This window comes from Actinoplanes sp. NPDC021490, from assembly GCF_055562135.1.
On sequence record NZ_JBVHFW010000010.1, the window covers coordinates 278,887 to 295,257 of the forward strand.

The following is a 16,371-nucleotide window of genomic DNA, read 5'->3' on the forward strand; positions in this document are numbered from 1 at the left end:
GGAGTCCTCTCGCGATGACACATGCCCTGATACGCCGCACGGTGCACGCCGCCGCCGCGCTGGCGGTGGCCGTAGGCCTGACCGCAACCGGCCTTTCCGACGCTCAGCCCGCCCACGCCGCGGTGTCCTGCGGTGTCCTCTTCGACGATTTCTCGTACGCCTCCGCCGCCGACCCGGCCCTCGGCCAGCGCGGCTGGCATGTGCGCACCAACGCGGGCGGCCCGGGCGTGCCCGGCGCGAGCTGGACGGCCGGCAACATCTCGTTCCCCACCGTGGACGGTCAGAAGGTGGCCCGGCTGCAGGCCACCACCAACGGCACGGCCGGGGGCACCACGCACGCCGAGATGTCACTGTCGGACCGGCGGTTCTTCGAGGGCACCTACTTCGCCCGGATCAAGTTCGCCGACACCCCGGCCTCCGGACCCGGCGGCGACCTCGTGAACCAGACCTTCTACACGATCTCGCCGCTGCGGTACGCGTTCGACCCGATCTACAGCGAGCTCGACTTCTCCGAATACCTGCCCAACGGGGGCTGGGGCGAGAGCGGACCGACGAACTTCCAGACCAGCTGGTACACCTACCAGGCCGACCCGTGGGTGCAGGACCGGCAGTACAGCAAGCAGAACCGCAGCATCGCCGGCTGGCGTGACGTGATGGCGACTGTGGCCAACGGCGAGATCCGCTATTACATCGACGGCCAGCTCGTCGGCACCCACGGCGGCAAGTTCTATCCCCGGCAGAACATGTCGATCGACTTCAATCAGTGGTTCATCGACCTGACCGGGCACACCGCCGGTGGCACCAGCGTCTGGCACGAGAACATCGACTACGTCTTCCACGCCAAGAAGCAGGTGCTGACCCCGGCCGAGGCCACCGCGCGGGTCAACGCGTACCGGTCGGCCGGCACCACCCACACCGACAACGTGACCGCGGACAACGGCTGCACCGCGGGCACACCGGACACCCCGCCGACCGGCACGACGCGGATCGTCAGCAACTGGAACAACAAGTGCATCGACGTGCCGAACTGGAACTTCAACGACCGCCAGCGCGTGCACGTGTGGGACTGCACCGACGGCACCAACCAGAAGTGGCAGTTCGTCGACGGCACCGTGCGCACCGAGAACAACAAGTGCCTGGACGTGGCCGACGCCGCCACCAACGACGGCGCCGCCGTGCAGATCTACACCTGCAACGGAACCGCCGCCCAGCAGTTCGTTCTCAGCGGCGCCGGCGACCTGGTCAATCCTCAGGCCGACAAGTGCGTCGACATCGCGGAGTGGAAGCCCGACAACGGCGCCCTTCTGCACCTGTGGACCTGTGTCGGCGGCGCCAACCAGAAGTGGCGCCGCGGCTGACCCGAGGACGAGTCCGGCCGGTCTTTTTTGCTTGACGTCCCTCCGGCCGGACTCGACACTCCATGGACCACAAAGGTGCATGGGAGGACAGCATGGGCAGCCTCGGCGCCATCACGGTGGACTTCAAGCTCTGGGGAGCCGACACCGGCGGCGCCCTCGCGATCGTCGAGCACGAGTTCCCGCCCGGCGCTCTCGTGCCGCCACACCTCCACACCCGCGAGGACGAGTATTCGATCGTGACCGAGGGCCTCATCGGCTTCCGGTCGGGCGACCGGGAAGCCGTGCTCGGGGCGGGCGGCTGCATCGCCAAGCCGCGCGGCGAGGCCCACGCCATGTGGAACGCCGGGCCGGCGCCCGCCCGCATGATCGAGGTGATCAGCCCGGCCGGCTTCGAGCTGTTCTTCCGGGCGGTCGCCGACATGCTCGAGGCGGGGGAGGCCGACCCGGAACGCGGCGCGGCCCTCGCCGCCGAGCACGGGCTCGAGTTCGTGGAGACGCCGTGGCTGGCCGACGTCGTACGGCGTTTCGGGCTCAACGCCTCCTGAGCCACCGCGCCGGCTCAGAGCCGGAAGGTCGCCACCAGGCCGCTGAGCTCGTTCGACATGCGGGCCAGTTCGGCCGTGGCCTGCTGGGTCTCGGCGACACCCTGGCTGGTCATCCGGGCGGCCTCGGCGACGCCGGTGATGGTGCTGGCGATCTCTCCGGTGCCGCCGGCGGCTTCGGAGACGCTGCGGTTCATCTCGGCGGTGGTGGCGGTCTGTTCCTCGACGGCCGAGGCGATGGTGGTCTGGAAGTCGCTGATCCGCTGGATGACCTGGGAGATTTCTTCGATGGCCATGACTGCGCCGCTGGTGTCGGCCTGGATGGCTTCGACGCGGCGGGAGATGTCTTCGGTGGCTCGGGCGGTTTCCTGGGCCAGGTCTTTGACTTCGGAGGCGACCACGGCGAAGCCTTTGCCGGCGTCGCCGGCGCGGGCGGCTTCGATGGTGGCGTTGAGGGCGAGCAGGTTGGTTTGTTCGGCGATGGCGGTGATGGTTTTGATGACGTTGCCGATTTCGGCCGAGGAGTCGCCGAGTTTGCCCATGGTGGCTGAGGTGGCGGCGGTGACGGTGACGGCTTCGGAGGCGACGCGGGCGGCTTCGGCGGCGTTCTGGGAGATCTCGCGAATGGACGCGCCCATTTCCTCGCTGCCCGCGGAGACGGTTTCGACGCTGCGGGAGACCTGTTCGGCGGCGGCCGAGACGGCTTGGGCCTGCACCGAGGTCTGCTCGGCCGACGACGCGATCTGGGCCGCCGTGCCGGTCATCTGCTCGGAGGCGCCGGCCAGAGAGGCGGCCGAGCCCTCGATGGTGGTCACCGTGGTTCTCAGCCGGGCCATCGCGGTGTCCAGCGCGCGGGCCATCCGGCCGGGTTCGTCGCGGGTGTCGAGGCCGGTGTGGCGGGTGAGATCGCCGTCGGCGAGACCGTCGCAGACGTACGTGACCTTGCCCAGCGACTGAACGATCTTGCGGGCCACCACGATGCCCATGCCCAGGGCGACCAGGATGCCGATGGTCAGCGTGGCGATCGACGTGGTGCGGCTGGACTCGAAGCCCGACTTCGCCGACGCGGCGTTGTGGGACGCGGCCGCGCTCTCCGACTCCTCCAGGCCGGCCAACTGGTCGTACAGGGTGTTGAGGACCGGCAGGGTCTCGTTCTTGCGGACCCTCACCCAGGTTGCGATGTCTTTGCGGGTGCCGGCCGGGAGCAGTTTGTTCCGCACCAGGCCCATGTACGTTGCCACGCCGGACTCGGTGGCGTTGATCAGCGTCGGGTCGGCGGACGTCCCGGTCTCGCGGTAAGCCTTGAGCGCCGCGTCCAGGGCCGTGAAGTCGGCCGCGACGTCATCGGTGAACTGCTGCGTCGTCTGCGGGGTGAGCGACACTGCCTGGTTGGCGACGTCGGACCGGGCTTTGGTCAGGAGGAACTTGACCTGTCCGATGGCCCTGATGCCGGAGACGTTGTCTTTGTAGATCAGCTGGGCCGAGTCGCTGGCGCTGCTCAGCGAGACGAGCCCGATCACACCCACGATCAGGGCGACGAGCGCGGCCAGGGCGACCGCGGTCAGCACCTTGATGTTGACGCTGAGGTCGGCGAAGAAGGCGCGGCGGCGCGGGTGCGCCGGGCCCATGTCGGCAACGGCCATCGCACTCATGGGGATACCTCTTCTGGATGAGCGGCGGAGCTGGACGGCCGGGGCATCGGCTGTCGCCCTTACTATGCGTGCGGCTCGCGAGGCTCGTGGCTCGATTTGCGAAAAACCCGCACCGGTGAAGTCCCGGCCGACCGCCCAAAACTCCTTGGCTTTCTTGACATTGCTTCCGCCTGCCGTCAGAGTAACGCTCGTTAGCTAACGCATGTTAGTTCACGCACGATACTTCACTATGTGTGAGTGACCGGGGAGATAGCATGTTCGAGTCGTTGGGCCGGGCGATGTACCGCCGCCGCCGATGGGTGGTGGCGGTCTTTCTCGCCTTTCTGGTCTTCGCCGGGTTGTGGGGAACCGGCGTGTTCGGTGCGATGTCCGACGGCGGGTTCGACGACCCGGGCAGCGAGAGTTCCCGTGCGGTCGCGGTCGCCGAAAAGGCGCTCGGCCGCGATGCCGCCGACGTCCTGGTCCTGTGGTCGAGCCCGTCGATGACGGTCGACGATCCCGCGTACGAGCGGGCGGTGAACGACACGGTGGCGGCGTTGCCCGCCGACGCGGTCACCCGGGCGGTGACGTTCTTCGAGACCGGGGCGCCCGCGCTGGTCAGTAACGACCGGCGGGCCACGTACGCCGTCCTCACGCTGGCCGGCGACGCCGAGCAGCGCACCGCGAACCTCGAGCGGATCGAGGGGCGGCTGGCCGCCCCCGGCCTCGAGGTGGAGATCGGTGGCGGCGAGACGGTCAACCGGGACATCAGCGAGCAGACGAGCGAGGACATCGCACGGGCCGAGATGATCTCCCTGCCGGTCCTGGCCGTCCTGCTCCTGCTGATCTTCGGCAGCCTCGCGGCCGCCGGTCTGCCCCTGGCCATCGGCGGTGTGGCGATCCTCGGCGCGTTCACCGCCCTGCGCGGCTTCGCGCAGGTCACCGACGTGTCGGTCTTCGCCGTCAACGTCGTGACGATCCTCGGGCTTGGCCTGGCCATCGACTACGGGCTTTTCATGGTGAGCCGGTTCCGTGAGGAGATCCGCCGGCAGCCGACCATCGAGGAGGCGGTGGTGCGCACGATGGCCACCGCCGGCCGTACGGTCGCGGTCTCCGGGATCACGGTGGCGCTGTCGCTCGCCGGCCTGCTGATCTTCCCGCAGGTGTTCCTGCGGTCGATGGGCTTCGGCGGCATGAGCGCCGTCCTGATCGCGATGATCGCCGCTCTGACGCTGCTTCCGGCGCTGCTGGCGATGCTCGGCACCAAGGTCGACGCGTTTTCCGTACGCCCGCTGTTGCGCCGGCTCCGTGGCAAGCGTTCGGCCACCACGGTCACCGCCGCGGCCGGCACCGGAATCTGGGCCCGCATCGCGCACGGCGTCATGCGCCGTCCCGTCCTGACCGTCGTGCTCGTGGTCGGTGTGCTGGCCGGGCTGGCGCTGCCGTTCAGCCAGATCCAGTTCGGCGGCGTCGACGAGCGGGCCCTGCCGGCCGGCGTGCCCAGCCGGGTGGTTTCCGAGACGATCCGCGCGGACTTCCCGGCCTCGCCCACCCCGCCGATCGAAGCGGTGGTCGCCCTGCCCGCCGACGTGACCTCTCCCGCGGGCAAGACCGCGTTGGACGCGTACGTCGGCCGGCTGTCCGCGGTGTCCGGCGTGGACTCGGCCGCCGTGGCCAACTCCGCCGGCGCGACGGCCCGCGTCGCCGTCGGATATCGGGGCGACCCGCTGTCGGCCGATGCCCGCGAGGTGCTGGCCGGCGTCCGTGCCGTGCCGGTGCCCGACGGCGGCTCGGTTCTCGTCGGTGGCCCCACCGCGGTCCTGGCCGACCTGCTGGCCGGCCTCGGCTCGCTGCTGCCGTGGATGGCGTTGCTGGTGGTGGCGATGACCTTCGTCCTGCTGTTCCTCGCCTTCGGCTCGGTGGTCATGCCGATCAAGGCGGTGGTGATGAACATGCTGTCGCTGGGCGCCTCGTTCGGCGCGCTGGTCTGGATCTTCCAGGACGGCAACCTGTCCGGCCTGCTCGGCTTCACCTCGACCGGCACGATCGAGGCCACCCAGCCCATCCTGATCCTGGCGCTCGTCTTCGGGCTCTCGATGGACTACGAGGTCTTCCTGATGTCCCGGGTTCGCGAGCAGTACGACCTGACCGGTGACAACACCACCGCGGTGGCGACCGGCCTGCAGCGCACCGGCGGCATCATCACCAGCGCCGCCCTGCTGCTGCTGGTGGTGATCGGCGCCTTCTCGCTGTCCGGGATCATCTTCATCAAGATGCTCGGCGTCGCGATGGTGATCGCCATCGTCATCGACGCCACGATCGTCCGGATCCTGCTCGTCCCGGCCACCATGCGGCTGCTGGGCAACGCCAGCTGGTGGGCGCCGCCGCCGCTGCGCCGCTTCTACGACCGGTACGGCATCCGGGAGTCCGACGGCGACGAGATGCCCGAGACGGAGAGGCCCGTCGTCACGGCGGCCCGCTGACAAATGCTCCTCCGGGGCGCCGGCTCGAGCCGGCGCCCCGGATCGTCGTGTTCGGGGGGCGGCCCCCGCGGCCTGGCCTCACCCGGTCAGGCGGGCCAGCACGGTGATCATGCGGTCCTCGATGTCCGGCGGCGTGGGCAGGCGGTAGCTGACGGCGCGCTGGTGGGCCAGCCCGTGCAGGCCGAGCCAGACGGCCACCGCGTCGCCCACCGGGTCGGCGCTGTCCGAGACCCCGGCCGCGACGCACTCGGTCAGCGTCTCGGCGACCAGCCGCAGGCTGTCATGGCCCAGAGTGGTCATGTCTTCGGCCGTCACCGAGCTTTCGCCCGGCGTCGGGATCCACATCCCGCCGAACATCGTGCGGTAGCGCTGCGGGCGCGCCTGCGCGAAATCCAGATAGGCGTGGCAGAGGGCCCGCAGGCGCTGACCCGGAGACTCCCCGGCGCCGGCCAGCGCAGCGAGCAGCGCGTGATGCATCTCGTCGAGCGCGTCACGCACCACCGCCAGCATGATGGCCGGCTGATCGGGAAAGTGGCGATAGATCGACGGCGCGGCGATGCCGGCCCGCCGGGCGATCGACCGCAGGGTCAGGGCGCGTTCGTCACCCGTCTCGTCGAGCAGTTCCACCGCGGCTTCGACGATCTCGTCGCGCAGCCGGGCACCCTCGCCGCGCCGGTTACGCGCGCGGCTGGTCACGACGACATCCTCGGTACTCATACCGGCAGCGTACAGGCCGAAACTACCGACCGTAAGCTTTCGCCTGTTAGTCGAGTGGCTCTTTTGCCCACCGGATCATTCGATCGCATCCCTGACTGACCTTGTGGCCGGTGCCGTGATAGACCGAGCCGTCGGCAGGAGATGGCTATGGCCGGGTACGTGCGTGAAGACAGCGCCGAATGGACCGAGCTGCGGGTGCACGGGGTCTCCGGCACACCACCGCAGAGGCTGCTCGAGCAGTCGGAGGTGCGTCGCGTCTCGGGTGACGCGTCGAGCGGTTTCTACCGCCGGGTGTGGCCCGAGAGGTCGGTCGCGGCCGACGACAACCGGACCGCCCTCGAGGCGTACTCGTGGGGCGCTCTGACCTCGGGCGCCAAACTGCGGGCGCTGTGGCTGTTGCTGATCCCCTTCCTGCTGGTCAACGTGGCCTTCTACGCCCGTCCGGCGGACCGGCGCGGGCGGCTGAAGGCGTTCGGCGAGCTGGTCCAGCGCCTGTTCGCCCTGACCATCACGGCCACCCTGGTGATGGCCCTGGTCAACGTCTCGATGGACTTCGGCGGCTGGCAGTGCGGGGACTCCTGTCACACCAGGTGGCTGGGCTTCCTGTCCTGGGGCTGGCTGGACGGGCCCGACCGGCGGATCGCCCTGCTGGCCCTGTTCCCGCTGGCCGTGGTGGCCCTGTTGTGGCGGCTGGCCCAGCGCACGTGGTGCGACAACGAGGCCACCCCGGTTCCGGAGGCCCGGCCGGACGGCCAGGTGTCGCTGCTGGAGAACCGGCACATGTGGAACAGCGCCCGGCCCGTCCGCCGGCTGCGGGCGGTGCACGTCAGCGCGGCCCTCAGCCTGATCGGCATGTTCGTGCTGGCCCCGTTCGCCCGCGACTGGCCGTCGTTGCACGCCGGCGCCGCCGTGTCCGGGGCGAAGCTCGGCGCGGAGATCCTGCTGGCCCTGACGCTGCTGCTGGGTCTGCTCAGCCTGGTGCTGGCCACCCTGCCCAGCATGTCCGACCGGCCGGGCTCGGAGGATGCCACGGCCGGCCCGGCGACAGTGGCCGACTCGGCGGCCGACAAGCGTCGTAGCCGGCTCATCGGCGCGCTGCCCTGGGCCGTGCTCGTCGTCGTCCTCACCGCCATGGCCTGGGTCTTCTTCGCCCGCCCGGCGGTCACCGGCAGCCCGGGGCACCCCCGGACCGTGCTGCCCTGGCTGTCGTTCGCGATCAACGTCAGCGTCGTCGCCCAGGCCGTTCTGCTCGCCGTGATGGCCGGGGTCCTGGTGGCCATGCGCCCGAAGCGGCCGGACGCCACGCCGCCGGCCTGGGGCGGATTCGCCACCGTGGTGCTGATGCTCTTCGGATCGGCGCTCAGCGGCACGTACGCGGCCTCGCTGGTGCTCGCGGTGGCGCATCTGATCGGCAAGCCGCAGCCCCGCCAGCAGGGCATCGACCCGCTGGTCACGTCGTTGCCGTACTTCTGGGCCGCGGCCCTCGCCATCCCGGTCGCCCTCGCCGCCCTGGTGCTCGGCGGGATCGCGTATTGGCGCCTGCGCCGCTCGGCCGAAAAGGAGATGCGGCCCGAGGTCGAGAGGACCTACAAAGTCGACCTGCCCGGTCCGGAGGCGCCCGGCCAGGTCCGCGAGGCCGCGGGCGCCCGGGTCACGGCCATCTCCCGCATCTGGGCCACGGCGAGCCTCGACGCCACCGTCCGCACGTTCACCGGCTGGTTCGTCGCCGTCACGGTCGTCCTCATCATCGGGGCGTTCGCCGGGTTCCTGATCGACCGGACCGCGATCACCGACAGCGAGTTCCCCCGGGCCCTGGCCAACCTCGGCGACACCCTGGTCGGGCTGTTCGCCGCCGGCCTGGTCTATCTGGGCCGGCAGACCTATCAGGACGCCAACACCCGGCGGCTCATCGGCGTGATCTGGGACCTCGGCACCTTCTGGCCGCGGGCGGCGCATCCGCTGGCCCCGCCCTGCTACGCCGAGCGCGCGGTGCCCGAGCTGATCAACCGGGTCGGCCACCTCACCGGCACCGGCCGGGTCCTGCTGTCCTGCCATTCGCAGGGCGCTGTCATCGGCGCGGCCGTGGTCAACCAGCTGACCTACGCCCAGAGCGCCCGCGTCGCCTTCCTCACCTACGGCGCCCCGCTGCGCCGGCTCTACGCACGGTTCTTCCCCGCCTACTTCGGCCCGGCCGTGCTCGACCGCACGGCCGAGCTGCTGCTCTGCGGCCGCCCCGATCCCGGCCACCAGCTCACGCCGTGGCGCAACCTGTTCCGCCGCAGCGACCCCATCGGCGGCGCGGTGTTCGGTTCCGGCGACGCCGATCCGGTTGATCAACTGCTGGTCGACCCGGCCTTCGCCAAACCGCCGGGCGACATCGCCTACCCGGCCACGGCCGGGCACTCGGGCTACCCGGAGGATCCGGCCTGGGCGGCCGCCGTGAAGGAGGTCAAGAGCCTGCGGGAGTCATAGCCGCGAGCAGGGCCCGGATCTCGTCGGCCTCCGGTATGCCGATGGCGGTGTAGAGCGCGAGGGCCTGCTGGTAGTGCCCGGCCGCGGCGGCGTGGTCACCGAGCGCCCGGCGGGCGTGGCCGATTCCGGCGTGGGCGAACGCCTGCTCATCGGGCATGTCGACCTCGACCGCGGTGTTCAGGGCCTCCTCGTGGTAGGCGAGGGCGTCGGCGAATCGCCCGGCGGCGGTGGCGGCCGCGCCCAGACCGTTGAGCGCCCCGAGCTCACCACCCCTGTTGCCGAGCTCGCGAAAGATGGTCAGCGCCGACTCGAAGTAGCCGATGGCCTCCTCGGACCGGCCGAGATGGTTGTGCAGGATGCCGAGGCTGTCGAAGGCGCCGGCCTCGTTGTTGCGGTTGCCGAGCTGCCGGAACAGGATCAGAGCCTGGTGCAGATGGCCGGCCGCGGCCTCGGGCCGGTCGGCGCGCGCCTCGATGTCGCCGAGGATGTTCAGCGCCTGCGCCTCGCCGTGCCGGTTGCCGATCTCCCGGTCCAGCACGAGGGCCTGCTCGCAGTAGTCGATGCCCTCGGCGAACCGGCCCTCCCGCTCCAGCACGAGGGCGATGCCGCTGAGCATGTTGGCCTCGCCGATCCGGTCGCCGATCTGCCGATACAGCGCGAGAGCCTGCTCCTTGCAGACGAGGGCGTCCGGATAGCGGCCCACCCACTGCATGACCGTGGCCAGGTCGTACAGGGCGGCCGCCTGCCCGGCGGCGTCCCCGGCGCGGCGGAACAGCTCCAGCGACTCCTCCAGATCGCTGGTCGCCTGCTTCGGCGAACCCAGCCGCCGGTGGGCGACGCCCAGGCCGTTGAGGGCGTGCGCCTGGCCCACGAGATCACCGGCGTCGCGGGCGGCCCGCAGGGCGTGGCCGTGCACGGTCAGGGCGTCGCCGTGGTGCCCGCCCTTGAGATATCGCGACAGGGTGCGGGCCAGCCGGACGGCATGCGCCGGGGTGTGCACCACGACGGCGACCAGGGTCGGGCGTTCGGTGTCCAGCCAGGCCAGGGCGGCGCCGGGGTCGGTGAGGTCGGGAAGGGGAGTGGTCACCGGGGGCAGCGGCGGCCGCTCGTGCGCCTCGCCCGGGTGCAGGGTGTTCATGGCCGCCCCGGCGGTGGCCAGATAGTAGTCGGCCAGGCGGGTCAGCGCGGCGCGGTGGGCGGCCGGCGGGTCCTCGTCGTGGGCGCGGTCGGTGGCGTAGGCGCGGACCAGGTCGTGGAACGTGTACCGCCCGGCGGTGGCCTCCTGCAGCAGGTGATCGTGCAGCAGGTGGCCGAGCCCGGCGGCCGCGGCGGCCGGATCGGCGCCGAGCAGCGCGCCCGCGGCGTACGCGTCGAAATCCTGACCGGGATGCAGCGCGGCCAGCCGCAGCAGCCGTTGCCGGTCGCCCGGAAGGTCCTGATACGACAGGTCGAGGGCCAGTTCGACACCGGACTCGAGGCGACGGACCCGGTGGCGCTCGTCGAGCCGGTCGGCGTGATCGGACAGCGTCCAGCCGGGGAAGCCGCGGATGTGCCCGGCGACCAGGCTCAGGGCCAGCGGCAGATAGCCGCAGCGCGCGGCGATCCGGGCCAGCGCTCCCGGGTCGTCGTGCGGGACCACCCCGCTCAGGAAGGCCATGGCCTCACCGGGGGTGAACACGTCGACGGAGACCGACGGCAGGCCGGTCAGGGTGCGCCGGCTGGTGATCAGCGCGAGGCAGTCGGCGGTGTCCGGCAGCAACGGGCGGACCTGTTCGACGGTGGCCGCGTTGTCCAGCACGATCAGCGTACGGGTGCCGGTCAGCCGATCGCGGTAGGCCGACGCGCGGTCGTTCAGGGTGCGAGGTATCTGGTTGCCGGACACGCCGAGCAGTCGCAGGAAGCCGTCGAGCACCGCCGCCGGGTCGGCCGGAGGCTGCGCCGGATCGGGATGGAAGCCGCGGAGGTTGACGAACAGCACCCGGTCGAACAGGCCGTCGCGGATCAGCAGGTGACCGGCGTGCACGGCGAGCTGGGTCTTGCCGACGCCGGCCATGCCCGCGATGGCCGAGATGACCACCGCGCCGCCGTCCTGATGGGCCTCGCGGAGCGCGAGCCGCAGCCGGTCCAGTTCCTCGGTGCGGCCGGTGAATCCGGGCAGGTCCTGCGGCAGGCTGTCTTGAACGCGGACCTGCGACACGGCCTCGATCCCGGCGGCCACCGTCCGCAGCGCCTGCCGCCACCGGTCCACATAGGCCGCGTCCGGATGCAGTGCCTCGACGATCGCCACGACCAGGTTGACGTTGAGCCGCCGCCGGCCGGACCGGAAGCAGTCGGCGACGGTGGACCGGCGGGCCGGCTCGCTGCGGGCCGCGTTGACCCGCTCGGTGATGGTGTCGTACGACGGATCGCCGGCCCACACCTTCAACCGGCGCAACTGGTCGGCCACCTCGTCCAGGCTGCCGGCCCGAGCCGGATCGGGCAGCCCCGCGGTCGCCCCCTCCGAATCGGTCACCGGTCTCCCATCGCATCGACGTGCCGGGATCGACACTAGCGCTCCCGGCCGAGCTCCCGGCCGATCCGGCCACACCCTCCGGGCGGAGGACTCACGATCATCCCGACCGCGTCGTGAGGAGGGCGCGGATCTCGTCGGCTTCGGGCACGCCGAGCGCGGTGTAGAGGGTCAGGGCCTGCTGGTAGTGCTCGTCGGCGCGGACGTGATCGCCGAGGGCGCGGTAGGCGTGGCCCAGACCGGCCTCGGCGATGGCCTGGTCGTCGGGCATGGCGGCGCCGAGGGCCAGGGCGAGGGCCTCGGTGTGGTGCTCGATCGCTTCGGCGGATCGTCCGGCGGCGTTGACCGCCTCGCCGAGGACGTTGAGGGCACCGATCTCACCGCCCCGGTTGCCGAGCTCGCGGAAGATGGCCAGCGCCTGCTGAAGGAAGCCGATCGCCTGGTCCGGCTGACCGAGATGGTTGTGCAGCCAGCCCAGGCTGTCGAGCGCCCCGGCCTCGCTGTTGCGGTTGCCGACCTGCCGGAACAGCGCCAGCGCCTGGTGCAGGTGCCCGGCGGCCAGTTCGTATCGGCCCGCCCGTGTCTCGATGTCGCCGAGAATGTTGAGCGCCTGGGCCTCGCCATGCCGGTTGCCGATCTCGCGGTCCAGCGCCAGCGCCTGTTCGCAGTGGTCGATCGCCTCCGGAAAGCGGCCGGCCCGTTCCAGGGTGAGACCGAGGCCGCTGAGCGTGTTGGCCTCGCCGATGCGGTCACCGGCCCGCCGGTAGAGCTCCAGCGCCTGCCGCTTGCGGTCGACCGCCTCCGGATAGCGGCCGGTCCATTGCATGACGGTGGCCAGGTCGTGCAGGGCGGCCGCCTGCCCCGCGGGGTCGTCGATCCGGCGGAACAGTTCCAGGGCCCGCTCGAGACTGTCGACTGCCTGCCCGGGCGCGCCCAGACGCCGGTGGGCCGAGCCGAGGTCGTTGAGGGCGTGCGCCTGGCCGACCAGATCACCGGCGTCGCGGGCGGCCCGCAGGGCGTGGCTGTGCACGGTCATGGCGTCGCCGTGGTGACCGCCCCGGAAGTATCGCGACAGGGTGCGGGCCAGGCGGACGGCGTGCGCCGGCGAGTGGACCGCGACGGCGACCAGGTTGGGACGCTCGATGTCCAGCCAGGACACCGCAGCTTCGGGATCGCTGAGATCCGGACCGTCGGCGGGCGACGGTTCGAGCGGTGGCCGCTCGTGGGTCTCGGCCGGGTGCAGGGTGTTCATGGCCGTGCCGGCGGTGTGCAGGTAGTAGTCGTTCAACCGGGCCAGGGCGGCGCGGCGCGCGGCCGGCGCGTCCTGGTCGTGGGCCCGGTCGGCGGCGTAGGCGCGGACCAGGTCGTGGAACGTGTACCGGCCGGGGGTGACCTCCTGCAGCAGATGCTCCCCGAGCAGGTGACCGAGCTGGGTGGCCGCGGTGGCCGGGCCGGCGCCGGTCAGCGCGCCCGCGGCGTGCACGTCGAAATCCTGGCCCGGATGCAGCGCCGCCAGCCGCAGCAGCCGCTGCCGGTCCGGCGGCAGATGCTGGTACGACAGGTCGAGGGCCAGGGCGACACCGGACTCGAGGCGGCGGTTCCGGTGGCGTTCGTCGAGCCGGTCGGCGTGATCGGAGAGCGTCCAGCCGGGGAAGCCGCGAATGTGCCCGGCGACCAGGCTCAACGCCAGCGGCAGGTGACCGCAGCGCTCGGCTATCCGGGCCAGCGCCGCCGGGTCCGGGCCGGCCTGTGGGACGACCGCTTGCAGGAACGCCGTGGCCTCGCCGGGCGTGAACACGTCGACCGTGACGGAGGGCAGACCGGTCAGGGTGCGCCGGCTGGTGATCAGCGCGAGACATCCCGGAGTGTCCGGCAGCAGCGGCCGCAGCTGGTCCACGGTGGCCGCGTTGTCCAGCACGATCAGTGTTCGGGTCCCGGCCAGCCGGCCGCGGTAGGCCGAAGCCCGGGCCTCCAGCGTGTGCGGAACCTGATTGCCGGACACCCCGAGCAGTCGCAGGAACCCGTCGAGCACCGCCGCCGGGTCGGCCGGGGGCTGCGCCGGATCGGGATGAAAGCCGCGGAGGTTGACGAACAGCACCCGGTCGAACAGCCCGTCGCGGATCAGCAGATGACCGGCGTGCACGGCCAGCTCGGTCTTGCCCACCCCGGCCATGCCCGCCATGGCCGAGATGACCACCGCGCCGCCGTCCTGGTCGGCGTCGCGGAGCGCGAGCCGCAGCCGGTCCAGTTCCTCGGTGCGGCCGGTGAACCCGGGCCGGTCCTGCGGCAGGCTGTCTTGGACGCGGACCTGCAGGACCGCCTGGATCTCTCCGCTGACCGTCCGCAGGGCCTGCCGCCATCGATCCACATAGTCCGGATCCGGATGCAGTGCCTCGACGATCGCCACGACCAGGTTGGCGTTGAGCCGCCGCCGCCCGGACCGGAAACAGTCGGCGACGGTCGACCGTCGGGCCGGCTCGTCCCAGGCCGCGTTGACCCGGTCGGTGATGGTGTCGTACGACGGATCCCCGGCCCACACCTTCAGCCGGCGCAACTGTTCGGCCACCTCGTCCAGGGTGCCGGCCTGAGCGGGATCGGGCGGTGCGGCGATCGCGGGCATCGGCATCGACCCATCCTAGGGTCCGGGCCCCACTGCCGGACGCGTCTCCCGGCGCACCTCGGGGGCTCGCTCCACGCGGCGGGTGTCCACCTTCGAGGCGCGGGAATTCGGGCCCGTCCGCGAGGCCGCGGGGTAGCGGGGCCGGGCTGAGGTGTCTACGGTCTGGGCAGGTCTCACGTCCGGCGAGACGTTGGGCGGTGACTCTGCGGCGTTTATGCCCGGTTCGATCCCCATATGGGGGCGAGGGACGCCGCACGGGGGAGGTGTGCATGCGGTATCAGATCCTCGGTCCGCTGCTGGTGGAGCACGATCAGCAGGTGCGGCCGGTGACCGGCGGCAAGGTTCGCACGATGCTGGCCGCCCTCTTGTTGCACGCCAACCAGCAGCTCTCGGTGGCCCAGCTGGCCCAGCGCATGTGGGCCGGCGACGCCCCGCACTCGCTGCGCCGCGTGGTGCAGACCAACATCGTGCGGCTGCGCCACGAACTGCCCTGGCCGGGCTCGATCGTCACCGGTCCGGCCGGCTATTCGCTGCTCGTCGCGCCGGGCGAACTGGACATGCACGAATTCGACCGGTTGACCGGCGAGGCCGCGTCGGCGCCCCGGCTCGGCGACCAGGCCCGCCTGCTGCGCGCGGCGCTGGGCCTGTGGCGCGGGCCCGCGTGCGCCGACGTCGCGTCGCCGTGGCTGCACGAGATGGACCTGCCGTCGCTCAACGAGCGCCGCCTGGTGGCGCTGGAACGGCGCATCGAGGTCGATCTGCTGCTGCACCGCACCGACGGCATCGTTCCCGAGCTGCGGCGGCTGACCGTCGAACACCCGTTCCGGGAAAGGTTCTGGGTGCAGCTGATGGCCGCCCTCTACCGGCAGGGCCGGCAGGCCGAGGCGCTCAGCGCCTACCAGGCGGTGTCGCACCGGTTCATCGACGAGCTGGGGGTCGAACCCGGCGCGGAGCTGCGCGAGGTGCATCAGCAGATTCTGCGCGGCTCCGGCCCGCACCCGCTGCTGTCCGAGGCGGTGGCGGACGGCCCGGTTCAGGTGACCCCGGCGCCGGCCGTGGTGCCGCATACCCTCCCGGCCGGCACCCCGCACTTCGTCGGGCGGGCCGAGGAGTTCGCCACCCTCGACTGGCATCGCGACGAAGAGGCCGCCGTGATCGTGCTGGACGGTCCGGCCGGCATCGGCAAGTCGGCCCTGGCCGTGCGGTGGCTGCACGACAACGCCGGCGACCATCCCGACGGCACGCTGCATGTGGACCTGCGGGGCTACGCCGACGAGCCACCGCTCGAGGCGTCCGAGGCCCTGGCCGTCCTGCTCGAGGATCTGGGCGTGGCCGAGCCGCCGTGCGGGCTCGCGGCCCGGGCCCAGCTGTTCCGCACGCTCACGGCCGGCCGCCGGCTGGCCGTCCTGCTCGACAACGCGCTCGACGCCGACCAGGTGCGCCCGCTGCTGCCCGGCGCCGGCACGACCACGGTGGTGACCAGCCGAAATCAGCTGCGCGGCCTGGTGGTGCACGACGGCGCGGTGCGGGTGACCGTGCCCCGCCTGGAACCGGCCGAGGCGTCGGCTCTGCTCGGCCTCAACCCGCGCACCGAGGAGGCAGCCCGGCTCACGCAGCTGTGCGACCGCACGCCGCTCGCGTTGCGCATTCTGGCCGAGCGGATGGCCCGGATGCCCTACGTCTCACCGGCGTCGTGGATCGCCGAGCTGCTCGACGAGGAGAACCGGCTGGCCGCGCTCGACGCGGGCGACGGCGCGTCCGGTGATCTGCCGCGCTCGCTGTCCTGGTCGTACCGGCGGCTCGACCCCGACGCGGGCGAGCTGATCCGCCGGCTGGCCGTGCACACCAGCAAGGCGTTCACGACCGGGCAGGCGGCCGAGGTCGCCATGCTGCCCGCCGCGGCCGTACGCCAGCAGCTGGACCGTCTCGTCGGCGTGCATCTGGTCGAGCAGCTCAACCACGACCTGTACCGGGTCAGCCTGCTGGCCGGACTGTACGGCCGGCACTGCGCCCTGCTGGATCGAGCCTGCTGACCCGGC

9 protein-coding genes are annotated in these 16,371 nt (G+C 71.7%); 5 read left to right on the forward strand and 4 right to left on the reverse strand.

What is annotated here, in order from left to right; all coding sequences use genetic code 11:
* The first annotated feature begins 14 nt into the window (after nucleotides 1-14).
* Both ACZ3I4_RS26275 and ACZ3I4_RS26280 read left to right on the forward strand, forming a co-directional pair.
* A complete protein-coding gene (locus ACZ3I4_RS26275; protein WP_465384669.1) occupies nucleotides 15-1,358 on the forward strand; it encodes a ricin-type beta-trefoil lectin domain protein in 1,344 nt (447 codons plus the stop codon).
* 92 nt (nucleotides 1,359-1,450) lie between these two features.
* A complete protein-coding gene (locus ACZ3I4_RS26280; RefSeq protein ID WP_465384670.1) occupies nucleotides 1,451-1,903 on the forward strand; it encodes a cupin domain-containing protein in 453 nt (150 codons plus the stop codon).
* A gap of 14 nt (nucleotides 1,904-1,917) precedes the next feature.
* On the opposite strand, the gene ACZ3I4_RS26285 is transcribed toward ACZ3I4_RS26280, so the two are convergent.
* Nucleotides 1,918-3,552 (reverse strand): methyl-accepting chemotaxis protein, encoded by a 1,635-nt coding sequence (locus ACZ3I4_RS26285; protein ID WP_465384671.1) that lies wholly within the window; start codon nucleotides 3,550-3,552, stop codon nucleotides 1,918-1,920.
* A 254-nt stretch (nucleotides 3,553-3,806) separates the two neighbouring features.
* On the opposite strand from ACZ3I4_RS26285, the gene ACZ3I4_RS26290 reads away from it, so the two are divergent.
* The gene (locus tag ACZ3I4_RS26290; RefSeq protein ID WP_465384672.1) at nucleotides 3,807-6,014 is read left to right on the forward strand and encodes an MMPL family transporter; all 2,208 of its coding nucleotides are present in this window, start codon (nucleotides 3,807-3,809) and stop codon (nucleotides 6,012-6,014) included.
* Between the two features lie 78 nt (nucleotides 6,015-6,092).
* Here the strand turns inward: ACZ3I4_RS26290 and ACZ3I4_RS26295 are convergent, their stop codons facing one another.
* Nucleotides 6,093-6,731: a TetR/AcrR family transcriptional regulator gene (locus ACZ3I4_RS26295; RefSeq protein WP_465384673.1), complete on the reverse strand. Its 639-nt coding sequence runs from the start codon at nucleotides 6,729-6,731 to the stop codon at nucleotides 6,093-6,095.
* Nucleotides 6,732-6,878: 147 nt separating this feature from the next.
* Here ACZ3I4_RS26295 and ACZ3I4_RS26300 point away from each other — a divergent pair, with 147 nt between their 5' ends.
* Nucleotides 6,879-9,203 carry a hypothetical protein gene (locus ACZ3I4_RS26300; protein ID WP_465384674.1) on the forward strand — a complete coding sequence of 775 codons (2,325 nt, stop codon included), beginning with the start codon at nucleotides 6,879-6,881 and terminating at the stop codon, nucleotides 9,201-9,203.
* On the opposite strand, the gene ACZ3I4_RS26305 is transcribed toward ACZ3I4_RS26300, so the two are convergent.
* Both ACZ3I4_RS26305 and ACZ3I4_RS26310 read right to left on the reverse strand, forming a co-directional pair.
* Nucleotides 9,181-11,715: a tetratricopeptide repeat protein gene (locus ACZ3I4_RS26305; protein WP_465384675.1), complete on the reverse strand. Its 2,535-nt coding sequence runs from the start codon at nucleotides 11,713-11,715 to the stop codon at nucleotides 9,181-9,183. The genes ACZ3I4_RS26300 and ACZ3I4_RS26305 overlap by 23 nt on opposite strands.
* Nucleotides 11,716-11,812: 97 nt before the next feature.
* Nucleotides 11,813-14,338, reverse strand: coding sequence for a tetratricopeptide repeat protein (locus ACZ3I4_RS26310; RefSeq protein WP_465384676.1), 2,526 nt, complete (start codon nucleotides 14,336-14,338; stop codon nucleotides 11,813-11,815).
* Between the two features lie 263 nt (nucleotides 14,339-14,601).
* Here ACZ3I4_RS26310 and ACZ3I4_RS26315 point away from each other — a divergent pair, with 263 nt between their 5' ends.
* Nucleotides 14,602-16,365: an AfsR/SARP family transcriptional regulator gene (locus ACZ3I4_RS26315; RefSeq protein ID WP_465384677.1), complete on the forward strand. Its 1,764-nt coding sequence runs from the start codon at nucleotides 14,602-14,604 to the stop codon at nucleotides 16,363-16,365.
* Nucleotides 16,366-16,371 lie beyond the last annotated feature (6 nt).